Origin of the sequence: Streptomyces albipurpureus (assembly GCF_023701525.1) — a bacterium.
Lineage (GTDB): Bacteria > Actinomycetota > Actinomycetes > Streptomycetales > Streptomycetaceae > Streptomyces > Streptomyces albipurpureus.
In genome coordinates this window covers 52162-77122 of the sequence record NZ_JAMQAW010000010.1, presented here as the reverse complement: position 1 = coordinate 77122, position 24961 = coordinate 52162, and the positions used below count along the sequence as shown (strand labels likewise).

At 69.6% G+C, this 24961-nt stretch carries 26 protein-coding genes; 16 read left to right on the top strand and 10 right to left on the bottom strand.

Annotated features, from left to right (window positions below; genetic code table 11):
• The first annotated feature begins 32 nt into the window (after positions 1-32).
• Positions 33-1127: a succinyldiaminopimelate transaminase gene (gene dapC, locus NBG84_RS12410; protein ID WP_250919433.1), complete on the top strand. Its 1095-nt coding sequence runs from the start codon at positions 33-35 to the stop codon at positions 1125-1127.
• 326 nt (positions 1128-1453) lie between these two features.
• Here dapC and NBG84_RS12405 read toward each other — a convergent pair whose 3' ends face one another.
• Together NBG84_RS12405 and NBG84_RS12400 are read right to left on the bottom strand one after the other, a co-directional pair.
• On the bottom strand, positions 1454-1918 hold the full coding sequence (locus NBG84_RS12405; protein ID WP_250919432.1) for an ATP-binding protein: 465 nt from the start codon (positions 1916-1918) through the stop codon (positions 1454-1456).
• Positions 1919-2211: 293 nt separating this feature from the next.
• The gene (locus NBG84_RS12400; RefSeq protein WP_250919431.1) at positions 2212-3195 is read right to left on the bottom strand and encodes a hypothetical protein; all 984 of its coding nucleotides are present in this window, start codon (positions 3193-3195) and stop codon (positions 2212-2214) included.
• A 221-nt stretch (positions 3196-3416) separates the two neighbouring features.
• Here NBG84_RS12400 and dapE point away from each other — a divergent pair, with 221 nt between their 5' ends.
• Both dapE and NBG84_RS12390 read left to right on the top strand, forming a co-directional pair.
• On the top strand, positions 3417-4496 hold the full coding sequence (gene dapE / locus NBG84_RS12395) for a succinyl-diaminopimelate desuccinylase (RefSeq protein WP_250919430.1): 1080 nt from the start codon (positions 3417-3419) through the stop codon (positions 4494-4496).
• A gap of 71 nt (positions 4497-4567) precedes the next feature.
• A complete protein-coding gene (locus NBG84_RS12390) occupies positions 4568-5317 on the top strand; it encodes an LOG family protein (RefSeq protein WP_250919429.1) in 750 nt (249 codons plus the stop codon).
• 209 nt (positions 5318-5526) lie between these two features.
• Here NBG84_RS12390 and folP read toward each other — a convergent pair whose 3' ends face one another.
• Positions 5527-6387 carry a dihydropteroate synthase gene (gene folP / locus NBG84_RS12385; RefSeq protein ID WP_250919428.1) on the bottom strand — a complete coding sequence of 287 codons (861 nt, stop codon included), beginning with the start codon at positions 6385-6387 and terminating at the stop codon, positions 5527-5529.
• A 53-nt stretch (positions 6388-6440) separates the two neighbouring features.
• Here folP and NBG84_RS12380 point away from each other — a divergent pair, with 53 nt between their 5' ends.
• A complete protein-coding gene (locus NBG84_RS12380) occupies positions 6441-6863 on the top strand; it encodes a DivIVA domain-containing protein (protein ID WP_425608624.1) in 423 nt (140 codons plus the stop codon).
• Positions 6864-6877: 14 nt separating this feature from the next.
• Positions 6878-7474 (top strand): DNA-3-methyladenine glycosylase I, encoded by a 597-nt coding sequence (locus NBG84_RS12375; protein ID WP_250919749.1) that lies wholly within the window; start codon positions 6878-6880, stop codon positions 7472-7474.
• A gap of 47 nt (positions 7475-7521) precedes the next feature.
• Here NBG84_RS12375 and chcB read toward each other — a convergent pair whose 3' ends face one another.
• Positions 7522-8322, bottom strand: coding sequence for a 2-cyclohexenylcarbonyl CoA isomerase (gene chcB, locus NBG84_RS12370; RefSeq protein ID WP_250919426.1), 801 nt, complete (start codon positions 8320-8322; stop codon positions 7522-7524).
• Between the two features lie 321 nt (positions 8323-8643).
• Between chcB and NBG84_RS12365 the strand changes: the two genes are divergently transcribed.
• Complete coding sequence (locus NBG84_RS12365) at positions 8644-8811, top strand: DUF3117 domain-containing protein (protein WP_073809075.1); 168 nt, start codon at positions 8644-8646, stop codon at positions 8809-8811.
• 477 nt (positions 8812-9288) lie between these two features.
• Here NBG84_RS12365 and NBG84_RS12360 read toward each other — a convergent pair whose 3' ends face one another.
• Positions 9289-9924: an O-methyltransferase gene (locus tag NBG84_RS12360; protein ID WP_250919748.1), complete on the bottom strand. Its 636-nt coding sequence runs from the start codon at positions 9922-9924 to the stop codon at positions 9289-9291.
• 173 nt (positions 9925-10097) lie between these two features.
• On the opposite strand from NBG84_RS12360, the gene sigE reads away from it, so the two are divergent.
• The 5 genes from sigE (at position 10098) to NBG84_RS12335 (ending at position 15195) form a co-directional block, all read left to right on the top strand.
• Entirely contained in the window at positions 10098-10865 is a 768-nt protein-coding gene (sigE, locus tag NBG84_RS12355; RefSeq protein WP_250919425.1) for an RNA polymerase sigma factor SigE, read from the top strand.
• Positions 10862-11842 (top strand): anti-sigma factor family protein, encoded by a 981-nt coding sequence (locus NBG84_RS12350; RefSeq protein WP_250919424.1) that lies wholly within the window; start codon positions 10862-10864, stop codon positions 11840-11842. Before sigE ends, NBG84_RS12350 begins: the two co-directional genes overlap by 4 nt.
• A gap of 107 nt (positions 11843-11949) precedes the next feature.
• Positions 11950-13671, top strand: a complete 1722-nt coding sequence (locus tag NBG84_RS12345; protein ID WP_250919423.1) for a S1C family serine protease — start codon at positions 11950-11952, stop codon at positions 13669-13671.
• Positions 13672-13934: 263 nt separating this feature from the next.
• The gene (locus NBG84_RS12340) at positions 13935-14381 is read left to right on the top strand and encodes a sec-independent translocase (protein WP_250919422.1); all 447 of its coding nucleotides are present in this window, start codon (positions 13935-13937) and stop codon (positions 14379-14381) included.
• A gap of 121 nt (positions 14382-14502) precedes the next feature.
• Positions 14503-15195, top strand: a complete 693-nt coding sequence (locus NBG84_RS12335) for a hypothetical protein (protein ID WP_250919421.1) — start codon at positions 14503-14505, stop codon at positions 15193-15195.
• Between the two features lie 190 nt (positions 15196-15385).
• Here NBG84_RS12335 and NBG84_RS12330 read toward each other — a convergent pair whose 3' ends face one another.
• The 3 genes from NBG84_RS12330 to NBG84_RS12320 are packed head-to-tail and all read right to left on the bottom strand — an operon-like array spanning position 15386 to position 18398.
• Complete coding sequence (locus NBG84_RS12330) at positions 15386-16519, bottom strand: Mrp/NBP35 family ATP-binding protein (RefSeq protein ID WP_250919420.1); 1134 nt, start codon at positions 16517-16519, stop codon at positions 15386-15388.
• 42 nt (positions 16520-16561) lie between these two features.
• Positions 16562-17143: a DUF1003 domain-containing protein gene (locus NBG84_RS12325; RefSeq protein WP_250919419.1), complete on the bottom strand. Its 582-nt coding sequence runs from the start codon at positions 17141-17143 to the stop codon at positions 16562-16564.
• Complete coding sequence (locus NBG84_RS12320) at positions 17136-18398, bottom strand: magnesium transporter MgtE N-terminal domain-containing protein (protein ID WP_250919418.1); 1263 nt, start codon at positions 18396-18398, stop codon at positions 17136-17138. The genes NBG84_RS12325 and NBG84_RS12320 overlap by 8 nt, the downstream gene beginning before the upstream one ends.
• 264 nt (positions 18399-18662) lie before the next feature.
• On the opposite strand from NBG84_RS12320, the gene NBG84_RS12315 reads away from it, so the two are divergent.
• On the top strand, positions 18663-19433 hold the full coding sequence (locus NBG84_RS12315; RefSeq protein WP_250919417.1) for a hypothetical protein: 771 nt from the start codon (positions 18663-18665) through the stop codon (positions 19431-19433).
• 71 nt (positions 19434-19504) lie between these two features.
• On the opposite strand, the gene NBG84_RS12310 is transcribed toward NBG84_RS12315, so the two are convergent.
• Positions 19505-20017: a hypothetical protein gene (locus NBG84_RS12310; protein WP_250919416.1), complete on the bottom strand. Its 513-nt coding sequence runs from the start codon at positions 20015-20017 to the stop codon at positions 19505-19507.
• Positions 20018-20111: 94 nt separating this feature from the next.
• Complete coding sequence (locus tag NBG84_RS12305; RefSeq protein ID WP_250919415.1) at positions 20112-21227, bottom strand: magnesium and cobalt transport protein CorA; 1116 nt, start codon at positions 21225-21227, stop codon at positions 20112-20114.
• A 477-nt stretch (positions 21228-21704) separates the two neighbouring features.
• Between NBG84_RS12305 and NBG84_RS12300 the strand changes: the two genes are divergently transcribed.
• From NBG84_RS12300 to NBG84_RS12285, 4 genes are all read left to right on the top strand, one after another.
• Positions 21705-22307 (top strand): suppressor of fused domain protein, encoded by a 603-nt coding sequence (locus tag NBG84_RS12300; RefSeq protein ID WP_250919414.1) that lies wholly within the window; start codon positions 21705-21707, stop codon positions 22305-22307.
• Positions 22308-22588: 281 nt separating this feature from the next.
• On the top strand, positions 22589-23227 hold the full coding sequence (locus NBG84_RS12295) for a DUF6758 family protein (protein ID WP_250919413.1): 639 nt from the start codon (positions 22589-22591) through the stop codon (positions 23225-23227).
• Between the two features lie 149 nt (positions 23228-23376).
• Positions 23377-24249: a PHP domain-containing protein gene (locus NBG84_RS12290; RefSeq protein WP_250919412.1), complete on the top strand. Its 873-nt coding sequence runs from the start codon at positions 23377-23379 to the stop codon at positions 24247-24249.
• 43 nt (positions 24250-24292) lie between these two features.
• Positions 24293-24898 (top strand): MarC family protein, encoded by a 606-nt coding sequence (locus tag NBG84_RS12285; protein ID WP_250919411.1) that lies wholly within the window; start codon positions 24293-24295, stop codon positions 24896-24898.
• The last annotated feature ends 63 nt before the right edge of the window (positions 24899-24961 follow it).

The following is a 24961-nucleotide window of genomic DNA, read 5'->3' as shown; positions in this document are numbered from 1 at the left end:
CCTCCCGGCCCTACGAGAGAGAAGAAAGTCCCGTGTCCGCAGTCTCTTCGCGTCTGCCTGTCTTTCCCTGGGACCGGCTGGAGCCCTACAAGGCGAGGGCTGTCGCCCACGCCGACGGCATCGTGGACCTCTCGGTCGGCACCCCGGTCGACTCCGTCCCCGCACTGATCCAGCAGGCCCTCGTCGAGGCCGCTGACTCGCCCGGCTATCCGACGGTCTGGGGCACGGTCCCGCTGCGGAACGCGCTCACCGGCTGGGTGGAACACCGGCTCGGTGCGGTCGATGTCGCGCCGACGAATGTGCTGCCCGTCGTCGGCTCCAAGGAACTGGTCGCCTGGCTGCCCACCCAACTCGGTCTCGGCCCGGGCGATCGCGTCGGCTATCCGCAGCTCGCCTACCCGACGTACGAGGTCGGAGCCCGGCTCTGCGGAGCCACCCCCGTCGTCTACGACGACCCCACCGAGCTGGACCCGACCGATCTCAAGCTGCTCTGGCTCAACTCGCCCTCCAACCCCAGCGGCCGGGTACTGGCCAAGGACGAACTGACGCGGATCGTCGCCTGGGCCCGAGAGCACGGCGTGCTGATCTTCAGCGATGAGTGCTATCTGGAACTGGGCTGGGAGGCGGAACCGGTCTCCGTGCTCCACCCCGATGTCTGCGGCGGTGGCTACGAGGGTCTGGTCGCCGTCCACTCGCTCTCCAAGCGCTCCAATCTGGCCGGCTACCGGGCCGCGTTCATCGCCGGTGACGCAGCGGTGCTCGGCGAGCTGCTCCAGATCCGCAAGCACGGCGGAATGATGATCCCCGCCCCGGTGCAGGCGGCGATGATCGCAGCGCTCGGCGACGACACCCATGTCACCGAGCAGCGGGCGCGGTACGCGGCCCGGCGAGCCGTGCTCCGGACGGCGCTGGAGGGCCATGGCTTTCGGATCGAGCACAGCGAGGCGAGCCTCTACCTCTGGGCGACGCGCGATGAGCCGTGCTGGGGGACCGTGGCGCACCTGGCTGAGCTGGGCATTCTGGTGGCGCCCGGTGACTTCTACGGGACGGCTGGCGAGCGGTTTGTCCGGGTGGCCCTCACGGCGACCGATGAGCGGGTCGAAGCCGCGGTGAAGAGACTGGGCTGAAGACTCGGCCGGAGCGCCCGACACCGTAACGCCTGGGACCGCACCGCCTGGGCTGGGCAAGAGGCGCGAGGGCGGTGCGAGCGCGCTCGCAGTGCGCGAGGCAACCGCTCGCCCGAGGTAGTCGAAAAGGGTCCTGGGAGGATGAACTCCCAGGACCCTTCTGTGTCATGCATCCCGCAGGGGCTTTGCCGTACAACCCGCACGGCGTCTTGCGGACGCCCCTACCGCGGAGCCACCGAGATGGCGCCGCGGTGGTTTCGGTGCTCCTGCCGTACCGCTGTGGGCGGGCGGCGGCAGTTGCGCCAGGGCCGCCGAACGCGGGCCGATCAGCCGAGCGGCAGGCCCGTCAGCGGCAGCTGGTCGGTCGGCAGGCCGCCGGCGGGCAGACCGCCGACGAGCTGGTTGGTGGGCAGGGCGCCACCCAGCGACTCGCCCGTGCCACCCGTGGCCTCGCCGAGGGCGGTGCCCGCGGTGCCCGCAACCTCGCCAGCGGTCTTCTGGGCGGTCGGGGCCAGGGTCTTCCCGGCCTCCCCGAGGGTCTTTCCGGCGGCGGGGACGGTCTGCTTGACGGCATTGCCTCCGGTGTTGCCGGCCAGGTCGGAGGCCTTCTGAGTGGCGCCGTCCACGGCACCGCTCAGGCTCTCGGCGTCCACGGCGGTCAGGCTGCCGAGCGGGGCGGCCTCCTGGAGTTCCACGGCACTGGCGGAGCCGGCCGCACCGACCACGGGAACTGCACCCGCGGCGACGATCAGCGCGGCACGGGCGATCCGACGGGCCAGGGGGAGGGACATGATGCTCCTTGAGACAGAAGGATGTTTGGGAGCCCGGTCTGGGTGATCGGACGCACTGACAACCGCTCAGGGGGCGGGGGAAGTTGCGGTGTCACAAGGTAAAGAGTTGGTAATGTGTCGCATTATCGGTCCTGGATAAAGACGGGCAAACATTCCCTCGTTCGAAAAGCTGGCGAACCGTCACTTCCCTTGTTCTTCAAGGGATTTACGGCAAGGGGTGCGGCCTGTGTCGAATGCGGCGCTGATGCATTGGAGTGATAGGGCTCAATTCCCCGTTCGGGTGAATGCCCGGACTACCGTGCGAGACGGATGCGGACCTCGTCCTGCCCGGTCTGGGCGGACTTGCCCGCCCCGCCGTCCTCGCCCCTCCCGGGGGCGGAGCCAGCGCGCCAGCCCGCACCCGACTCCCTGGCGACCTCGGCGCGCCACACCTTGCCCCCGTAGGAGACCTCTTCGATCCGCAGCCCGTCCGCCCGCGCCACCGCCCAGTGCGCCAACTCCCAGCCGCGCTGTGAGGCCTTGCCGCCGGTTCCGCCACTCGCCACCAGGGCGGGTGGCACCGGGATGGAGACCTCGCTACCGCCTGCCGCACCGGATGCGCCCGGAGCGCCTTGGGCCATTGCCTTGGGCGCCACTTCGGGCCCGAAGGCCCGTAGCAGTTCCGCCCGCACCTTCGCCGGGTCACCGGACCCGCTGCCCTGGCCGGGAGCGCAGGTCAGCGCGGCATCCGTACGACCGGTGAGCGCGGCGGCCAGCAGGGTGGCGTTCGGCTCGTGCTTGGCGTACGCCTGGGGGAAGCCGCTGCGCTGTACGCGCTGTGCGGCCACGGTCAACGGCAGCCGGGAGTAACCGGGGACCGCCACGAGCCCGTCGTAGAACTTCTCCGTGGAGTAGACCGGGTCCAGGATCTGCTTCGGAGTGCCCCACCCCTTCGACGGCCGCTGCTGGAAGAGGCCGAGCGAGTCCCGGTCACCGTGCCTGATGTTCAGCAGTGACGACTCCTGGATGGCGGTGGCCAACGCGATGGTGACCGCCCGCTCGGGCAGTCCACGGCTGGTGCCGACGGCCGAGATCGTCGCCGCGTTCGAGGCCATCTCCGTACTCAACTCATAGGTCGGCCCATCACCGGTGGCGGCGGCGCGCACCACACAGCGGGCCGGACGGTCCCCGGCGACATACTGCACGGTCACATAGCCGGCGACGGCCAGCAGGACGGAGAACGCAACCGCGGAACGGGGCAGGCGGCCGCGCCGGACGGAGGAGGCGGTCTCGGGCACACGCCCACCGTACTAGCAGCTGTCCGAGCCGGTCCCGTTCGAACCGGCGTCTTCGACGAGTGGTGCGCGGTGAGCCGCGGCCCGGGGTGGTGAACGTCTCCCTCCGCGGTCGCCGGCCAGGGGCGCACAGCGGCCCCTCGGCGCGGCGAAGGCGCTTGAGGCCACCAGCGTCGGAGCTTGGCCCGAATCGCGTCCGCACCCCTCGCGCTATCGTCGACGCCATGCCTCAACCCGCACTTGACCTCACCCTCGATGCCCCGGCGCTCACCGCGGCCCTGGTCGACTTCCCGTCCGTGAGCGGCACCGAGAAGCCGCTCGCGGACGCCATCGAGCAGGCACTGCGGGCGCTGCCGCACCTCACGGTCGACCGACACGGCAACAACGTGATCGCCCGCACCCGCCTCGGGCGCGCCGAGCGGGTCATTCTCGCGGGACACATCGACACCGTGCCCATCGCGGACAACCTGCCGTCCCGCCTCGACGAGGACGGAGTGCTCTGGGGCTGCGGCACCAGCGATATGAAGTCGGGTGTCGCCCTCCAGCTGCGGATCGCCGCGACCGTCCCCGCCCCCAACCGCGACCTCACCTTCGTCTTCTACGACAACGAGGAGGTCGCCGCGCACCTCAACGGCCTGGGCAGGGTCGCCGACGCCCACCCCGAGTGGCTTGAGGGCGACTTCGCGGTGCTCCTCGAACCCTCCGACGCGGAGGTCGAGGGCGGCTGCCAAGGCACGCTGCGCGTGCTGTTGCGGACGACGGGGGAGCGGGCGCATTCGGCCCGCAGCTGGATGGGGGCCAACGCGATCCACGCGGCGGTGCCGATCCTGAACCGGCTCGCCGCCTACGAACCGCGCCGACCGGTGATCGACGGGTTGGAGTACCGCGAGGGCCTCAACGCCGTACGCATCGAGGGCGGGGTGGCCAACAACGTGATCCCCGACGTCTGCACCGTCACCGTCAACTACCGCTACGCGCCCGACCGCGGTGAGGCGGAGGCCCTGGCGCACGTCCGGGAGGTCTTCGCCGACTGCGGGGTGGCGGAGTTCATGGTGGACGACCACTCGGGCGGCGCGCTGCCCGGTCTCTCCCACCCGGCTGCCGCGGCCTTCATGAAGGCCGTCGGGGGCAGCGCCCGACCCAAGTTCGGCTGGACCGACGTCTCGCGCTTCAGCAGCCTGGGAGTACCGGCGGTGAACTACGGACCGGGTGACGCCCTCTACGCCCACAAGCGGGACGAACATGTGGCCATCGACAAGATCACACACTGTGAGACGCGCTTGCATGACTGGCTGACGTCCTGAGTTTCCCTCCTCGTCGCCTTCGCCGACCTACCCTTGCTCCAGCAATTGATGTTCGGCGGAGGGAGCAGGTCATGGGCAACCCCGAAGGTTCACGGGCGCTGGAAGAGCAGCGACAGGGGCCGGTGCTGCGTCGTAGGGACCAGGTGCAGCCAGGGACAACCGACCAGCGGCTGCTGGACACCGAGGGTGACTCGGAGTGGGTGCACACGGACCCCTGGCGGGTGATGCGCATCCAGTCGGAGTTCGTCGAGGGCTTCGGCGCACTCGCCGAACTGCCCAGCGCCATCAGCGTCTTCGGCTCGGCCCGCACCAAGCCGGGCACCCCCGAGTACGAGGCGGGCATCCGGATCGGCACAGCTCTGGTGAACGCGGGATTCGCGGTGATCACGGGCGGTGGCCCCGGCGCCATGGAGGCGGCCAACCGGGGCGCGCGGGAGGCCAATGGCATCTCGGTGGGGCTCGGCATCGAGCTGCCCTTTGAGCAGGGGCTGAACCAGCACGTCGACATCGGGGTGAACTTCCGCTACTTCTTTGTCCGAAAGACAATGTTCGTGAAGTACGCGTCCGGTTTTGTGGTGCTTCCGGGTGGTCTGGGCACCCTGGATGAGCTCTTCGAAGCCCTCACCCTGGTGCAGACCGGCAAGGTCACCCGGTTCCCGATCGTGCTCTTCGGTACGGAGTACTGGAGCGGCCTGGTGGACTGGCTGCGCGACACCGTGGTGGGCCAGGGCAAGGCGTCGGAGAGGGACCTGCTGCTCTTCCACGTCACGGACGACGTGGAAGAAGCCGTGTCGCTGGTGACCAAGGAGACGGGCCTGTGAGGTCCGCCGTCTGAGGCCGCCCAGCAGGACCACCGGGTCCACCGCGGCCCCGGCCGGGGTTCCCGGGCCCGCACATCGGGCCCGGGCCTCCCTTGGCTGGGTGCCGCCGGATGACGGCGGACGGTGACGGACGGCCCGCCGGCATGGGTGCGGCCAAGGCACGCACCATCTACTGGGAGCCGTCCACGCCGGTACGGGGGCTGCCAGCGCTAGGCGAGGCCCCGGCGGGCCACCGCGGGCTCCCGGTGGCCCGCGATGGTGGCCACCATGTCCAACACCTGGCGCGTCTCGGCCACCTCATGGACGCGGTAGACCCGCGCGCCCAACCAGGCCGACACCGCGGTCGTCGCCAGCGTCCCGGTCAACCGCTCCTTCACCGGGCGATCCAGCGTCTCCCCGACGAAGTCCTTGTTCGACAGCGAGACCAGTACCGGCCACCCCGTCTCCACCAGCTCCCCCAGCCTGCGGGTCGCCTCCAGGGAGTGCCGGGTGTTCTTGCCGAAGTCATGCCCGGGATCGATCATGATCCCGTCCCGCCGCACCCCGAGCTCCACCGCCCGCTCGGCCAGGCCCAGCGTCACCCGCAGGATGTCCGCGACCACATCGTCGTACGCCACCCGATGCGGCCGGGTCCGTGGCTCGGCTCCTCCCGCGTGGGTGCACACCAGCCCCACGTCATAGCGCGCCGCGACCTTGGCCAGCCGGGGGTCGACCCCGCCCCAGGCGTCGTTCAGCAGATCCGCGCCGGCCGCGCAGACCGCCTCGCCCACCTCATGCCGCCAGGTGTCGACGCTGATCACCACATCGGGGAACCGCCGCCGCACCTCCGCCACGAAACCGACCGTTCGGCGGGCTTCCTCAGCGGCGGTGACTTCCTCTCCGGGACCGGCCTTCACCCCGCCGATGTCGATGATGGCCGCGCCCTCCGCCACCGCCTGCTCGACCCGGGCGAGCGCGGGCTCGTCGCGGAAGGTCGCGCCCTGGTCGTAGAAGGAGTCGGGCGTACGGTTCACGATCGCCATGATCACTGGCTCGTGCGGACCGAATTCACGCTGTCCCAGCCGCAGCATCAGCTGTTTTCCTCCTCAGGTCGTCCGGCTGAGACCCTAACTGTCACACCGGCGTGGCACGATCAGAGCCGGGGAACGGTTTCCGTCCGGGAAGCGCCCGGAAGTCGGGGAGAGGGTCGTCCGTGTTCTTGTTCTTGCTGATCACGATGGTTGTGGTCGTCGGTGCGGTCACGCTTGCTGTGATCGGTGGCGGCGATAGCGCCGCCCTGCCGGAGGCCGCACCCGACCAGCTCGTCGATCCGCTGCCCGAGACCAGGCCGGTGGGCCGGGCGGATGTGGAGGCCCTGCGACTGCCGGTCGGGCTGCGCGGCTACCGGATGGCGGATGTCGACGATGTGCTCGGCCGCCTGGGAGCCGAGCTGGCCGAGCGGGACGCCCGTATCGCCGAGTTGGAGTCGGCGCTGGCCGGGGTGCAGGCCACCGCTGTGGGCCGGCCCGACATGTTCACCGAGCCCGGTCAGGAGTCCTCGCAGTGAGCGGCGGCGGTCTGATGGCGGGCCCGGACGGGAGGCTGCGCTGCCCCTGGGGGCTGTCAGCCGATGACTACATCGCGTACCACGACGACGAGTGGGGCCGACCGGTCCACGGAGATGACGCGCTCTTCGAGCGGCTCTGCCTGGAAGCATTCCAGTCCGGCCTCTCCTGGATCACGATTCTGCGACGGCGGGAAGGCTTCCGCCGGGCCTTCGACAACTTCGAGATCGCCTCGGTGGCCCGGTTCACCGACGCCGACCAGGAGCGCCTTCTGCTCGACGAGGGAATCATTCGAAACCGGGCCAAGGTCGAGGCGACCCTCGCCAACGCACGGGCGCTCGCCGACTGGACCCCCGGAGAGCTGGACACGCTGATCTGGTCCTACGCACCGGACGGCGCGACCCGCCCGGCACCTCGGACCACCGCCGATGTGCCCGCGATCACCGATGAATCGACCGCCCTGGCCAAGGCCCTCAAGAAGAAGGGCCTCCGCTTCATCGGCCCCACCACCGCGTATGCCCTGATGCAGGCCTGCGGCCTGGTGGACGACCATCTCAACGGCTGTGTCTCCCGCGCCGCAGCCCCCTCGGCCGCCGTCGCGGATGGCCCCTAGCCACCGCCCGCCGCAGCGGCAAGCCGCCGGACGATGCCCCGAATGGCCTAACGGCCCAGGAACTTCGGCTGCTCCTTGGCGACGAACGCCTGTACGGCGATCAGATGGTCCTCGGACAGTCCCGCTCGCGACTGGAGCTCATCCTCCTTGTCGAGGGTCTCGTCCAGAGAGTGCTCCGCGGCGAAGGCGAGGGATTCCTTGATCGCCGCGTAGGCCAGGGTCGGGCCCGCGGCCAGCGCCCGGGCGACGGCAGCGGCCTCGGTCGCCAACTCGTCGGCAGGTACCAATTTGTTGGCGATGCCCAGGTCATAGGCCTCCTGCGCCGAGAACGAACGGGGAAAGAGCATCAGATCGGCGGCCCGACTTCCGCCGATCAGCCGGGGCAGGGTCCAGGAGATCCCGGTGTCCGCGGTGAGGGCGATCCCGGCGAAGGCCGTGGTGAACTTCGCGGTGTCGGCGACGACCCGGTAGTCCGCGGCCAGCACAAGCCCGAGACCCGCCCCCGCCGCCACCCCGTTGACCCCGGCGACGACCGGCTTCGGCATGGTGGCAATGGCCCGGACCACCGGGTTGTAGTGCTCCCGCACGGTGCTCATCACATCGGTGGAGCCCGTCTCCTTGGCCCGCGCCAGCTCGGAGACATGCTCTTTGAGATCCTGCCCGACACAGAAGGCGCGCCCGGTCGCGGTCAGCAGTACCGCTCTGACGGCGGGGTCATCGGCGGCCCTGAGCACCGAGTCCCGAAGGGCGACCTTGGATCCGGTGTTCATCGCGTTCATGGCCTCGGGCCGATTGATCGTGATCGTTGCGAGTCCGTCGCTCACCTCGTACAGCACGGAGTCGGCCATGTCAGATCCCCTTTGCGGCTCAGCGGTGTGTGCACGGCACAGCATGGCGGAGATTTCGGGCCGTAAGCATGTGACCTGCGTCAAAGTGCGAGGCGGAGATCTCGGGCCCGGATGGCGGTGGCGGCGGCGAAGTATCGCAGGAGGATCGGCGAATTGGGTGGTTTTGCGAGAGCGCGTTGCCTAAGCGATGCCAACCGATGTTGGTCATCGGGTCCTGGGATGCGGGATAATGACCTGGAAGCAATGTGTTCGATGCCGGTGACTCGTGCCTAGCCAGGGGCGTCGGCTGACGATGAGCTGGTTTCAGGAAGGGGAACGAGCATGGCGGCCATGAAGCCGCGGACGGGTGACGGCCCGCTCGAGGTGACCAAGGAGGGGCGGGGCATCGTCATGCGCGTTCCGCTCGAAGGCGGTGGTCGGCTTGTCGTCGAGCTGACCCCGGACGAGGCCCAAGCGCTGGGCGATGCCCTGAAGCAGGTCGTCGGCTGACCCACGAGCGCCCGACGTGTTTTTCTCGCCCCGACGCCCCTGGTGGGTGTCGGGGCGAGCCGCGTTCCGCCGGTGCGCACTCCCCACGCCACCCGGAGCGGCCCGGGCCGGGCCGGCCGATCTCGCCGCGCGCCCCATGCGGCGGCGGGTTGGCGGGTTGATCCCTCGGCCAGTGCGGGGTTCGGGCCCGGTAGGGGAATCCGTCCAAGGACCCCTTGCGGCTTGCCACGGGCGCGAGGGGTGACCGTTCCCTCGGAAGGCCGTCGCCAGAGCCGGGCTCGGTGCGCGCGGAGGCACCGCATCTGCCCCTGGCGTGAAGAACCTTGTTGCAGGCCCCTGGGGCTGCCCTGAGCGCGCATCCCGCCTGAGCGCGCATCCCGCCTGAGCGCGCATCCCGTGCTCGCGGATCAGGGGAACGCGAGGTGGGGAGCCATCACCCACCGGTGTCCTCGACCGCCCGTGGTGGGCGGACCGGGCTCACCCCCGGCGCACCGCGCACAGCAGTCCATCGCCCACCGGCAAGAGTGAGGGCAGGAGCTCTTGGCTCTCTCGTACCGCCCGCAGCAAGTCCCGTAGTCGCAGTACCTCCGCGGGCTGCGCCGCCGAGTCGACCGTACGACCACGGGCGAAGACGCCTTCGAAGCAGACCAGCCCACCCGGTCGTAGAAGACGCAACGATTCGGCGAGGTACTCCAGGGACTCGATTCGGTCCCCGTCGCAGAAGACGAGGTCGTACCCGCCGTCCGCGAGCCGCGGCAGCACGTCGAGTGCGCGGCCTGGAATGAAGCGGGCCCGGTTCCCGGCGAAGCCGGCCTCCCGGAACGCCTCGCGGGCGAACTGCTGTCGCTCCGGCTCCGGATCCACCGTGGTCAGCACCCCGTCGGGGCGCATCCCCTGGAGCAGATAGATCCCGGACACACCCGTTCCCGTACCGATTTCCGCCACCGACTTCGCATCCGCGGTCGCGGCCAGCAGTCGCAGCGCGGCGCCGGTGCCTGGCGACACCGAGGGGACTCCTGACTCCCGGGCCCGCTCACGGGCCCAGTGCAGTGCGTCGTCCTCGGCGACAAAGGCGTCGGCGAACGCCCAGCTTGTCTGCCGGTTTGCGGTAATGGGCCTCTCCTGTCCCCGTAGTTGAACGCGACGTTGACTGTATCCGCTGGCTCTGGGAACCCGCTGATGGGACCAGCCGTTGTACGGGGCAGGGGGGCGCAATGGATCAGAGCGGTAAGCAGCACCCAAATTCGCGTAAAGATTCTTATCCGGAGCTAACGGGCGAGGTGGCTATGGTAGGGGCTCCGCTGGACACCACCAGAGCCGATAGGGGAGGTGCGGCTGCACCTGCGGATCGGAGAGGAGTGCTCAGGCGCTTCCTCAGGTCACCGGGTGAGCCGAAATCCGTGACCAACTTCGCTGACCGTTCCGCCATCGCCGACTCCGCAACAACCGCGACCTTCGCATCGGATGCGGAATCGCAGGCGTGGACGCCGCCCACCTGGGAGGAGATCGTCAGCACGCACAGCGGTCGGGTCTACCGCCTCGCCTACCGCCTCACGGGTAACCAGCACGACGCCGAGGACCTGACGCAGGAAGTCTTCGTGCGTGTCTTCCGCTCCTTGTCGACCTACACGCCCGGCACCTTCGAGGGCTGGCTCCACCGCATCACCACCAATCTCTTCCTGGACATGGTCCGTAGGAAGCAGCGCATCCGCTTCGATGCGCTCGGCGATGACGCGGCCGAGCGGCTCCCCAGCAAGGAGCCCTCCCCCCAGCAGGTGTTCAACGACACTCACTTCGATGCCGATGTGCAGCAGGCGCTGGACACCCTTGCGCCCGAATTCCGTGCCGCTGTGGTGCTCTGTGACATCGAAGGACTCTCCTACGAGGAGATCGCCGCGACCCTGGGCGTCAAGCTCGGCACGGTCCGCAGCCGTATCCACCGGGGGCGTTCGCATCTGCGCAAGGCCCTGAAGCACCGCTCGCCCGAGGCCCGCGCCGAGCAGCGTCTCCTGGCGGGAGCGGTAGGACTCGCAGGGGAGGTCGGACCGGCGTGAGTGGCACAGGCCCCACCCCAGCGGAGCAGCATCTGGGGGACCGGCTCGCCGCACTTGTCGACGGCGAGCTCAAACACGACGTCCGGGACCGGGTGCTCGCCCATCTGGCGACCTGTCCCAAGTGCAAGGCCGAAGCAGACGCCCAGCGCCGACTCAAGAGCGTCTTCGCGCAGTCGGCGCCCCCACCCGTCTCCGAGGGGCTGCTGGCGCGGCTCCAGGGGCTGCCCGGGGGGCCAGGAGGTGGTGACCCGGGGAGGGGACCTTTCCAGGGTGCCTCCGCAGGACGGGACACCGGACCCGTCTTCGGCGGGGTGACACCCTCCACCGGTCGCCCCGATGATCGCCACACCGAGACCTTCGGCTATGTCCCGGGCGGCCATCTGGGTACCGGGGTGCTGCCCCTCGCTCCCAGCGGGGCCCGGCACCCCGGTCCGCGTGGCTTCCGCATCCATGACGTAGGGCGCGAGGCCGACCGCTCTCCCTGGAGAGGTCGCAGATTCGCCTTCGCCGCCGCGAGCGCGGTGTCCTTCGCCGCGATCGCGCTCGGTGGCGCGCTGCCGCTGGAGGCATCTCTGGCGGCCGGTCCCCGCGGCGGCAACACGGGCAACAAGGTGACCCCGCTGGGGCCTGCCGCCAGCGGAAACCCAGGAGTGAGCAACGGCTCCACGGCGGCTTCCGTACGGAGCACCGAGTATGAGCGCCGCCGTGGCTCGGGGCATGCGCCCACCAGGTCCGATGGGCGGGCGATCGGACTCTCGGTGTCCGGCCCGCTCTCTCCCGGCCCGCTGAACCAACCGCTCGTCACCCCGGCTGTTGGCCCGATCACCTCGGTGACCACGCTCGGCGGCCTCACCCCCACCCCGCTGATACGACCCACGGGCTCGGTTTTCCAACTCGCCACCGCCCATGGCGTCACCCCATGGGTGACCCCGTCCCCCTCCCACCTTCGCGCTCCAACGCATCCACCGGCTCGTTGACACCCGGTCGCCCACCCGACCCCTGCGCAGGCATTCCGAAACCTGGTTGAATCCTTGGACGGGTGCCCGCGGGGGCGCCGCGGCGGACTGCAGTATGCGGAGAGTGCATGGACGACGGGAAGCCCATGGGCGCCAAGGCGAAGTGGTGGAGCCGCCCCCGCCCCGGCGGTACGGCGTATCCCGCACCGCAGGACTCGTCGCCGGCGCCAGGGGACGCTGCCGCCTCGGCTGAGACAAGGTCAGGGGCGCCCGTGCCGCACCACCGTCCGGATGACCCGCACCACCCCGCGGACGCCCCGTACCCGCCATCCGGCCCGCCGGCAGTGATGATTCCGCCGCCGATGTCCGCCCAGTCACCGTCCGCCCCGCTGGAACCCGCCGTAGCAGGCCCCAGCGAGCCCCTGGCGGGCCCGCCCAGGGATCAGGGCCGCCCGCAGCCGCTGCACGAGCCGGACAGCTACAGCACCCCGCCGTACGGCAGACCAGGCCCCTGGGCGCCCGCGCCGCCCGTGCAGCGTCCGTCCCCCACCCCGGCTCACGGCACGTCCACACCCCAAGGCACCGAGCCACCAGCGCCCTACAGCGCCCAGGTTCCATCGGCGGACCCTCAGCCGGCTTCCCCGCCCCAGCCGGGGAGCGTCCAGTTCCACTACGACCCCTGGAGCACCCCGAGTCTCGCGCCGCTCACCCAGCCCGGCGAACCCGTCAAGGGCCGCGGAAAGGGCAGACGAACCGGTGCGCTGCTGACAGGGGCGGTCCTCCTCGCCCTGGTCGCGGGTGGCATCGGCGGGGGAATCGGCGCCTATGTCGAGCGCAACGGCGGGATCACCCAGATCGAACTGGATCAGGCCCCACCGGACGACGGGGACCGCGCCCCCAGCAGTGTGGCCGGCATCGCCGCCCGCGCCCTGCCGAGCGTGGTCACCCTCCATGTCAGCGGCGGTGGCGAGCAGGGCACCGGCACCGGCTTCGTACTGGACCGCCAGGGCCACATCCTCACCAACAACCATGTCGTCGACCCGGCAGGCGCCTCCGGCGCCATCTCCGTCACCTTCAGCGGCGGCGAGACCGCCAGCGCGACCCTCGTCGGCAAGGACAGCGGCTATGACCTCGCCGTCGTCAAGGTCAGCGGCGTTTCCGGACTCACCCCGCTGCCGCTGGGCAATTCCGACAATGTGCGGGTCGGTGATCCGGTCGTCGCCATCGGAGCCCCCTTCGACCTGCAGAACACCGTGACCTCGGGGATCATCAGCGCCAAGGAGCGCCCGATCACCGCGGGTGGCGAGAAGGGCGACGGCAGCGATGTCAGCTATGTCGACGCGCTCCAGACCGACGCCCCGATAAACCCCGGCAACTCCGGCGGTCCGCTGGTGGACACCCAGGCCCGGGTCATCGGCATCAACAGCGCCATTCGCGCGGCGGACACCGGCGGCGGGGAAGGCAGCCAGTCGGGTTCCATCGGGCTCGGTTTCGCCATCCCCATCAACCAGGGCAAGCGGGTGGCCGAGGAACTGATCAACACCGGTAAGGCCACTCACCCCGTGATCGGTGTCAGCCTCGACATGAAGTACACCGGCGACGGCGCACGCGTCGGCGACAAGGGCAAGGACGACTCCCCGTCCGTGACACCGGGCGGGCCCAGTGCCAAGGCAGGCGTCAAGCCGGGCGACGTCATCACCAAGGTCGACGGCCAGCGGGTGCACAGCGGTGAGGAGCTCATCGTCAAGATCCGTTCCCATCGGCCGGGGGACACGTTGGAGCTGACCCTCACCCGAGCGGGCAAGGAACGATCTCTGACGCTGACCCTCGGTTCCGCCGGCGGCACCTGACCCGGCCCAGCCCGGCGGCCCACCGCCACTCCACTCGCGGGCACGGCCCAACGACCCCGGGCAGCGAGGACGCCTCACGGCTCCGGGGGAGGGCCTGTGCCGCCAACGACGGATGAACGACCGGTGACCTTCGAGAGCCAATCGCGGATGAGGGCATACCAGCACGTGACTCTCGGAAGTCCTGGCGGGTACCTTGGATCGGGCTCGGACGCCCGTCCGCCCTCCGAGCCGGGGAATCAGCGGAGAACACGAGGAGCGACAGGGTGTTCAATGACATAGGCGTACTGGAGCTGACGACTCTCGTGGTGCTCGCCGTGCTCATCTTCGGCCCCGAGAAGCTGCCGAAGGTCATTCAGGATGTCGCCGGCTTCATCCGGAAGATCCGCGAGTTCTCCGACAACGCCAAGCACGACATCCGGAGCGAGTTGGGCCCGGAGTTCAAGGACTTCGAATTCGAGGACCTGAACCCCAAGACGTTCATCCGCAAGCACATGAGCGAGAGCGACGACCTGCGTGAGCTGAAGGAACTGCGCAGTTCCTTCGACTTCAGCAAGGATCTCAACGAGGTCGCGGACGCCGTCAACGACACCGATTCGACCCCCTCGGTCCCGGCCGCTGTCAATGGCTCATCCGGCACCCCCGACCTGCTCAAGAAGCGCGATCAGTCCGTCAAGGACGAGCGTCCGCCGTTCGACTCCGACGCCACCTGAGCACGGTCAATCCCTGCGACCCGGGGCCGGGTGGCTATTCTCTCCATCTGTCAGGACGCGAGGACGCCCGAGGGGGGCGGGTCCGCTCCAGACCTCGGACACAGAGGAGGCGGCCCGGTAGATGGAGACGACCAGTCGGCTGACGGCGCAGAACACGGCCAATGAATCCCCCGCTCCCGGCGCTGAGGACCCGCACCAAGCGGAGCGCACCGGGACCGCGGCCCAGGGCACGCCGGACGCATACGCCCGCGCGCAGTTCCCCTGGTACGGCCTGGACGATGCCTTCACCGGCCCGCGCTGGCTGATGCAGGTCGGCTCCGCGGCCGACGGAGTGGTTCAGCACGGTTCGATGGGCCATGGCGACGAGCCGTCGATACGGACCGAGGCGACCGCCGTGGAGAAGGAACGGTTCGCGGTGGTCATCACGGTGGCCGCCAGCCCGGTGCGGCGCAGCGGAGACGGTACGGGGGTGCTGGACGCCACCACGGCCTCATCCGCCGCCTGGCTGGCCGGCTCGGGCCTACTGGCCCACACCTGGCCTCCCCAGCTCGACCACACCCTGCGGGACGACTGGCTGGACCAGCAGACGGAGACCGCGTTCGAGTTGGCGGACGACCTCAGCGGATCGGCCTGGTCCACGCTCTCACTGCCCGTGGACGGGGAACCCACCACGTTTCACTACCGTGAGTCGGAGTTCGGCTGGGTGCTGGCGGGGTCCACCCACGGCGGAGTGCACATCGGGGCCTACGGGCGCGGCATGAGCGCCTACGGCCTCGGCTTCTCCGAGGTGCGCGACCTCGGCCCGTACGTCTGACCGCTGTACGGCTGACCGCCTTACGGCTGACGTCGAGTGCCTTCGGCACGGGTTTCCGCCCTGCCCGCCCGTCGATCGACGGGCGGGCAGGGCGGTCCGCTTCCGTGGGCTCCCGCCCGGGGCCACGGATCTTCGGACGAAGCCGCCGGGCGGGCTCACATCGGCAGGACCCGCTCGGCAGGGACCATCGCTAGAACTTGTTCTTCGGGGTGATGCCCAGGCTCATCCCGGACAGCCCGCGCTGTCGGCCACCCAACTTGCCCGCGATGGCGCGCAGCGCCGCACCGGCCGGGGACTCCGGATCGGTGAGCACCACCGGCCTGCCGTCGTCGCCGCCTTCCCGGAGCCGTACGTCGATCGGGATGGAGCCCAGCACCGGCACATGGGCGCCGGTGGTCTTGGTCAGTCCCTCGGCGACCCGCTGGCCGCCGCCGCTGCCGAAGACATCGACCATCTCGTCACAGTGCGGGCAGGGCAGGCCCGCCATGTTCTCCACCACACCGACGATCTTCTGATGGGTCTGCACCGCGATGGAGCCGGCCCGCTCGGCCACCTCGGCCGCTGCCTGCTGGGGAGTGGTGACGACCAGGATCTCCGCATTGGGTACCAGTTGGGCCACCGAGATGGCGATATCGCCGGTACCGGGGGGCAGATCGAGCAGCAGGACGTCCAGATCGCCCCAGTACACATCCGCGAGGAACTGCTGGAGCGCGCGGTGGAGCATCGGGCCGCGCCACACCACCGGGGCGTTGCCCGGGGTGAACATCCCGATCGAGATCACCTTCACCCCATGTGCCGACGGGGGCATGATCATGTTCTCGACCTGGGTGGGACGTCCGTCCGCGCCCAGCATGCGGGGCACCGAGTGACCGTAGATGTCCGCGTCGACGACGCCGACCTTGAGCCCGTCGGCTGCCATCGCCGCGGCCAGGTTCACCGTCACCGAGGACTTCCCGACTCCGCCCTTACCGGAGGCGACCGCGTAGACCCTGGTCAGCGAGCCGGGTTGGGCAAAGGGCACCTCGCGCTCCGCGGTGCCGCCCCGCAGGGAGGACGCCAGTTCGCGACGTTGCTCGTCACTCATCACATCGAGCGTGACATCGACGCGTGTGACTCCATCGACGCGCTGCACCGCTTCGGTGACATTGTTGGTGATCGTCTCGCGCATCGGGCAGCCGGAGACGGTGAGGTAGATCGTGACGGCCACCGCGCCGTCCGTCCCCACCACGACCGACTTGACCATGCCGAGTTCGGTGATTGGTCGGTGGATTTCGGGGTCGTTCACCGTCGCCAGTGCTTCAAGCACCGCGTCTTCCGTAGCCATACGACGATGGTACGGCGCCGCATGCCGCCCCCGGGAAGCCCGTCACCGGTCGGTTTCATCACTCCTTGCCCCGCCCTCGGGCGGCAGCAGGGCCCGGCGGTCGGTTGTCTCCCTGAGCAGGTCCTGGATCTCGGAGCGAATCCAGTCCCGTGTGGCCACCTCGCCCAGGCCCATCCGCAGGGCGGCGATCTCCCGGGTCAGGAACTCGGTGTCCGCGATGGAGCGCTCGTTCTGCTTGCGGTCCTGTTCATGGGTGACCTTGTCCCGGTCGTCCTGGCGGTTCTGTGCCAGCAGGATCAGCGGGGCCGCGTAGGAGGCCTGGAGGGAGAGCATCAGGGTCAGGAAGATGAACGGGTACTGGTCGAAGCGCAGCGGCTCCGGGGCCCAGATGTTCCACACCACCCACAGGATGATGGTCAGCGTCATCCAGACGATGAACCGACCGGTTCCCAGGAAGCGCGCGATCCGCTCCGAGAGCCTGCCGAACGCCTCGGGGTCGTACTCCGGCAGCAGCGTACGGCGCGATGCCCGCGGCAGGTCGAGACGCACCCGCGAGCGCGGGGCGGCGCTCGCCCCGGACAGCAGCCGATCCTTGGCTTCCTCGCGCTCGCCGCCGCTACCCATGCTCGGACTCCTCGAAATCCGTCTCGCGCCAGTCGTCCGGCAGCAGATGGTCCAGCACGTCATCCACCGTCACGGCGCCGAGCAGCGACCCGCTCTCATCGACGACGGGGGCCGCGACCATGTTGTACGCGGCGAGATAGCTGGTCACGGCCCGCAGCGGGGTGTCCGGAGCCAGCGGTGGCAGATCGCTGTCGACCATCGATCCCACCAGGGTGAACGGGGGGTCGCGCAGCAGCCGCTGGAAGTGGATGGTGCCGAGATACCGACCGGTCGGTGTCTCCTCCGGGGGACGGCACACATAGACCTGGGCGGCGAGCGCGGGGGAGAGGTCCTGCTGGCGTACGCGGGCGAGGGCGTCGGCGATGGTGGCGTCCGGCCGCAGCACGATCGGCTCGGTGGTCATCAGACCACCCGCCGTGCGCTCCTCGTACGACAGCAGTCGACGGACATCGGCCGCCTCGTCGGGACGCATCAGGGCGAGCAGCCGCTCCTTGTCCTCTTCGGGCAACTCCGAGAGCAGGTCGGCCGCGTCGTCCGGGTCCATCGCCTCCAGTACGTCCGCGGCACGCTCCTCCTTGAGCTTGCCGAGGATCTCGACCTGGTCGTCCTCGGGCAGTTCCTCCAGCACATCGGCGAGCCGGTCGTCATCGAGTGCCGCGGCGACTTCCGCGCGGCGCTTGGGGGAGAGGTGGTGCAGGGCGTTGGCGACATCGACCGGGCGCAACCGCTCGAAGGTGGCGACCAGGCTCTCGGCGCTCTGGCTGTCCTCCTCCAGGGAGAAGCCCGTCACCGCTGACCATTCGACCGTCAGGGTCTCGCCCTTGCGCCGGAGCGCACCGCCCCGGCCCCGGCGGACGAACACCTTGTCGATCTCCCAGTCGCGGCGGGCTGGCAGCCGCCGGATGGACACATCGAGGACGGTGGCCCCTTCCTCGCTGTCCACCAACTGAACCCGCCGGTCCAGCAGCTCACCGAGGACGAGCCGCTCGGTGGGCCGCTGCTCGAATCGACGGACGTTCAGTACGCCGGTGGTGACGATCTGGCCCGATTCGATTCCGGTGACCCGTGTCATGGGGAGAAAGATCCGACGACGGCTCAGCACCTCGACCACCATGCCGAGCAGCCGGGGCGGACGCCGGCCCACCCGCAGCATCGCGACCAGATCCCGAACCCGGCCCACCTGGTCGCCGCCGGGATCGAAGACGGGCAGTCCGGCGAGATGGGAGACGAAGACACGGGTGACGCTCGCGGCCATGATCCACACCTCCGTCCCGGTCTGCGACGCTTCGTCGGAAACACTGCTCTTCAGGTGGTTCAGGCTAGCCCGTACCGTTCCGTACCGCTGCCGTCCGGGGTCCGTAAGGAGTCCGGACCCCGGACGGCGGCGGCTGTCCGCGGTCCCCGCGACGGGGCTGCTCAAGCTCGGCTGCCACCCCGGTACGCTGCGGTCTGCTCCCCGACAATCCGCAGGCGAAGCAGCTGGCGACCAGCTGCCGAGCAGACGAGAGGCAGTGTGCCGGTGACTCCCCTCCCCCCGGTTTCCCGCGTCCGCAAGAGCGTGCTGTGTGTGGTGCTCTGCGCCGGGCTGGCCGTGTCCCTCACGGCGTGCGAGGAGAAGAAGGACCCGGACAAGGGAACCAACGGTGTGGGGAAGCTCTCCGCCATGGAAATCGAGAGCAAGGCGCGCGCCACGGCGGACGCCGCGTCCGCGGTGCGGCTGTCGGGAACGCTGGTGAGCAAGGGCGGCACCTACAAGCTGAACATGCGGCTCAAGCAGGACGGCGGCACCGGCTCCGTCACCACGGCGGAGAACGCCTTTGAGCTGCTGAGGGTCGGCGATGACCTCTATCTCAAGGCGGATGCGGGGTTTTGGACCCATGACGACGGCACATCCGGCGAAGGCTCCAGCAACACGGACGCGGAGGCGGCGCTCAAGCTCCGTGACAAGTATGTGAAGGTGCCTCAGGGAGACCCGGCGTACGACAGGTTCCGTGGCTTCACGGACATGGACGTGCTCCTCGACGGGTTGCTGGGGATGCAGGGCAAGCTCAGCAAGGGAGACCGGACCAAGGTCGGCGGCGTACAGGCGATCAAGGTCCAGGCCGAGGAGGGCGCGGGCGGTGTGCTCGACGTGGCGCTGGAAGGCCAGCCCTACCCGCTGCAGTTCGCCCGGGCCGGCGGGAAGGGCATTCTCACCCTGGGGGAGTGGGATGTGGACTTCACCCTGGTGCCACCCACCAAGGAGGAGACCGTGGACTACGGGAAGCAGCTCCCGAAGTCCAGCGACTAGGCGTATTGACCCGCGGGGTTGTGTACGCGGCTGATGGGCGGGTCGCCGCCGAGTCCGGTAGGAGCGGAGCGCTAGCGGCGCTTCTTCTTCCGGGAGAGCAGCAGCCGGGGCAGGGCCGCAGGCGCCGGCTGACGGGTCGTCGCCGAGGTGGGGAGCGGCGGTGCGGAGAGTGCGGTCTCGGGATGGTCGGTGGTCGACCGGCCGGGGGTGAGCCGTAGCACCCGGCACTCCCGGCGCCAGCGCTCCGGCACATGCTCGGCGTCCACGGCGTTCAGCCGCTTCCCCTTGAGTTCCGCCACCGCCGACTCCCATGGCTCGGAACCCGGCTCCAACTCACTCACCGAGGCGGTCCAGGACACCAGCCGGCCGCCCTTGTCCTTGCTGCGGACGACGACCTCGGCCGTGCCGCCGTCGATCAGCCCCGGCAGCGGCTGCTCCCCGGGGCCGTCGCCGACCACCAGGGCCGCACCCTCGTGCCACACGTGCCACAGCGTGCGCTCGGGACCGGTGCCCCGTACCCAGATGAGGCCGGACTTCTTGGTGGCTTCCTCAACGAGCGCCTGACTGAGCAGCGTTTCTGTCATACCCCGCAGCCTATCCAGCCGCTCGTGAGACATGAGACATGAGACGGGAGACATGAGACGGGATCGCCGGGGGCCGAGGGGCGGGCCGCCGGGGCTAGAGCCAGCCGTTCCGCTTGAGGGTCCGGTGGATGGTGAAGCAGATACCGATGATGGCGGTGAGCACCATCGGGTAGCCGTACTTCCACTGGAGCTCCGGCATGTAGTTGAAGTTCATCCCGTACACCCCGCACACCGCCGTGGGCACCGCGATGATCGCCGCCCAGGAGGTGATCTTGCGCATGTCCTCGTTCTGCGCCACCGTCGCTTGCGCCAGATTCGCCTGGAGGATCGAGTTCAACAACTCGTCAAAGCCGATGACCTCTTCCTGAACCCGCGCGAGATGGTCGGCGACGTCACGGAAGTACTTCTGGATGTCCGGGTCGATCAGCCGCATCGGCCGCTCGCTCAGGAGCTGCATCGGCCGTAGCAGCGGGGAGACGGCCCGCTTGAACTCCAGCACCTCGCGCTTGAGCTGGTAGATCCGTCCCGCATCGCTACCGCGCTGCCGCCCCTTCGACGGCGCCGAGAAGACATCGATCTCGACCTCGTCGATATCGTCCTGGACGGCCGCGACGACCGCGATGTAGCCATCGACGACATGGTCGGCAATGGCGTGCAGTACCGCGGAAGGGCCCTTCGACAGCAGTTCGGTGTCCTTCTCAAGACCGAACCGCAGCGCGCGCAGCGAGCCCTTGCCGCCGTGCCGAACGGTGATCACGAAGTCCCGACCGGTGAAGCACATCACCTCACCGGTCTCGACGACCTCGCTGGTCGCGGTCAGTTCGTCGTGCTCCACGTAGTGGACGGTCTTGAAGACGGTGAACAGCGTGTCGTCGTAGCGCTCCAACTTGGGTCGCTGATGGGCGTGGACCGCGTCCTCCACCGCCAGCGGGTGCAGCCCGAACTCCCCGGCGATCCCGGCGAATTCCTCCTCCGTCGGCTCGTGCAGGCCGATCCAGACGAAGCCACCGCCCTCACGTACCCGCAGCATCGCCTCACGGGGCGTCTGGGGGCTCTCGCATTCGAGCCTGCGGCCGTCGCGGTAGACGGCGCAGTCGACGACCGCGCTGGAGGTGGACGGGTCCCGGGTGCTGTCGTACGAGCTGTAGGGGGTGTTGCTCCTGCGCAGGGCGGGGCGGACGGCGGCGCGGAGGTCACGGATCATCGACATGGCTGGCTCCTTCACGGAGAGGCCGTCGCGAGTGGCGTGGCACAGCCCGGAATGGGGACGTGGGCATTACGTCCGCAAAGCGGGCGGCACCGCGGAATCGCGGTGACGGCGTTCGCTACAGACAGGCAAAAACGAGGGTGCTCTTCCGTCGTGCGAGATTCCGTCTACGGAACGCCGTGGTACGGAACGCCGTCGGAATGCCATGGGCCCGTGGAAAAGGGCTCAGACCACCGGGAAGTGACGCCGTACGGAAGAGCGGTTGGTACTGCACGGTCGACTTCGATCCACCGCAGACCCCACCTCCTCCGGCCGGTCCCCCGTAGGGGATACACGTGACGCCGGGAGAGGAGGGAGACGCCTTGGCGCCACCGATCCGCGTGCTCCAAGCACGCCACCCCGGCCAGCGGCCAAGACTATCAGCCGACTGACGGTCAATCCCTGTGATTGCCCCATCCATACGCGCTCTATGCTCCCCAGATGGCAGAAGTTCTTGCTCTGGTCGAGGCCAGGCTGTGTATGGCGCTCGGGGAGCCGGACGCCCGGGCCGCGGTGACCTTCCTCGGTACGGACCGGATCGAGGTCCTTCGCTTTCGCGCCGACGGCGATGAGCACGGAGGCGATCTGGTCCGCTACGCCACGCTCGGGATGTCCGCCCATCCCATGGCCGATCCGACCGCGACGATCGCGGACCCCGTGCGGGGCCCGCGCGCCGAACTCGTGCTCTCCGTACGAGCCGGGTTCGCCGACATCGATCAGGTGCTGCGGCCGCTTGCCGTGCTCGCCGCGTCTCCGCAGGTCGAAGGCGTGGTGATCGCCCCCGGTGCCGCGCTGGACGTTGGTGCACCGCTCTGGCCGACCGCGCCCTTCACCTCGGTCCTGGTCGCGGAACCGGGCGGGCTGGTCGAAGACCTGGAGCTGGATCCGCCGCTGGACCCGGTGTGCTTCCTTCCCCTGCTGCCCATGACCCCCAATGAGGCCGCCTGGAAGCGGGTGCACGGAGCCCAGCGACTCCAGGAACGCTGGCTGGCGCGGGGGACGGACCTACGGGACCCCCGCCGAAGCTCCGTACCGCTGGACTGACCCGCGGTCCATCTCCGCGGGCCGCCTTGACGCCTTCCGGGACCGCCGGAGGCCCTCCGGGGCGGTCACCGTGGATGTTGCTGCCTGCCCCGGGGCCCTGACCTGGTGAGACGCCCGCCATGACCACCGCACGCGGGCGCGACGGCCCCGATGAATGCGCCCCTGCCGGCCGGCCAGAGGGCTGACGCTCAGTTGAGCTTGGTTGGCTCTGAGTGAGCAGCGCACTCCGGACGGGTGATCGTCCTTGACGCGGCGCCGGACGGGTAGGACCGTGGAGAGCTATGAGGGGCGAACCCAGTTGCCCGAAGTGCGGTGGCCGGGTCAGGGCGCCCGGTCTCTTTGCCGAAGCCTGGCAGTGTGATGTGCACGGCACCGTGCATCCGCTCCAGCCGGTGATCCCGCCCAGTGTCGAAGCCCTCGGGGTCGTAGTGCACCGGGCCAGGGTCCCGGTGTGGATGCCCTGGCCACTACCGGTCGGTTGGCTCTTCACCGGTGTCGCCTATGCCGGCGATGACCGCAGCGGAGGCCGAGCGACCGCCGTCGCCTGCTCCGGACCAGGTCCACTCGGCGGCATCGGCGAACTGCTACTGATCGCCGAAGAGTTGGGCGTCGGCCTCGGTTCGCGGTACGCGGGCATCGATGGACCCGACCCGGGAGAACACCTCGACATCAACAGACCCGCCCACGCCAAACTGCTCGCATCGGGCCGCCCCACCCCCCTGTGGCATGTCAAAGCGGCCCCCTCCGACCGGGCCGTCTTCGCCGGTGAGGCACGCGGGCTCTGGCTGTGGGCGATCCTCTGGCCCGAGCAGTCCGGACTGCTGATGTACGACGAACTGGTGCTGACCGACCTGCGGGACGCGGGGACGGAGGTCGAGCTGGTGCCCTGCGGCGCGCTCTCGCCCCGGCTGCTGTCCTGACGGCCACCCCGTCCGACCTGCTGCTGTCCACTCGCCCCGAGCAACACCGGGGCGAGTGGACAGCAAGGGGAAGTGCGCGGCCGGGCCGGTCTCGGGTGCCCGATACACTGAGCCGTTCCCCATCCGCCGTCGCCCCTGGAGTGCCGCTCGTGCGCATCGATCTGCACACCCACTCCACGGCATCGGACGGTACGGACACCCCCGCCGAGCTGATGCGCAACGCCGCGGCCGCCGGACTCGACGTCATCGCCCTCACCGATCACGACACCACACGCGGCCACGCCGAGGCGATCGCCGCGCTCCAGGACCTGCCCCGCGATCTGACCCTGGTCACCGGCGCCGAGATCTCCTGCGCCCTCGACGGAGTGAGCCTGCATCTGCTGGCGTACCTCTTCGACCCTCAGGAGCCGGCGCTCCTGCGCGAGCGCGAGCTGGTGCGGGATGACCGGGTGCCACGCGCCCAGGCCATGGTGGCGAGGCTCCAGGAGCTGGGCGCGCCCATCACGTGGGAACAGGTCGCCCGCATCGCGGGAGACGGCTCGGTCGGCCGTCCGCACATCGCGACCGCCCTCGTGGAGCTCGGGGTCGTCGCCACCGTCTCCGGCGCCTTCACCCAGGAGTGGATCGCGGACGGCGGGCGGGCACACATCACCAAGCACGAACTGGACCCCTTCACCGCCGTACGTCTGGTGAAGGCGGCCGGAGGAGTGTCGGTCTTCGCTCACCCCGCGGCCGTCAAGCGCGGTCGTACGGTGCCGGAGCAGGCGATCACCGAACTGGCCGCGGCCGGGCTCGACGGCATCGAGGTCGACCACATGGACCATGACGGTCCGACCCGGGAGCGACTGCGCGGCCTCGCCGCCGAACTGGGACTGCTGACCACGGGGTCCAGCGACTACCACGGCAGCCGCAAGACGGTCGCACTCGCCGAGTACACCACCGACCCCGAGATCTACGGCGAGATCACCCGCCGAGCCACCGGTGCCTTCCCCGTCCCCGGCGCGGGCGGACGTCGCGCCTGACCCTCGCCGCCCTGTTCGACCCTTCTTCCCGCAAGGCATCACCGTGTTCGACGCCGCCGTTTTCGGCTCCCTCTTCCTCACCCTTTTCGTGATCATGGACCCGCCCGGTATCACGCCGATCTTCCTCGCCCTGACCTCGGGGCGACCCGTGAAGGTCCAGCGCCGAATGGCCTGGCAGGCGGTCGCCGTCGCCTTTGGCGTGATCACCGTCTTCGGGCTGCTCGGCCAGCAGATCCTGGACTATCTCCATGTCTCCGTCCCCGCCCTGATGATCGCCGGCGGGCTGCTGCTGCTCCTCATCGCCCTTGATCTGCTGACGGGGAAGACGGACGAACCCAAACAGACCAAGGACGTCAACGTCGCCCTCGTACCGCTGGGCATGCCGCTGCTCGCCGGACCGGGTGCGATCGTCTCGGTCATCCTCGCCGTGCAGAACGCCGAAGGCCCCCCGCAGCAGTTTGCCGTCTGGGGCGCGATCGTGGCCATGCACGTGGTGCTGTGGCTGACGATGCGCTACTCGCTGGGGATCATTCGGCTGATCAAGGACGGCGGTGTGGTGCTGGTGACCCGGCTCGCGGGCATGATGCTCTCCGCGATCGCCGTGCAACAGATCATCAACGGTGTCACTCAGGTCGTACAGGGTGCCTGACATCGGCCAGGGCACAACGACAGCGCCCCCGCGCGGACCGATGTCCAGTGCGGGGGCGTGTCA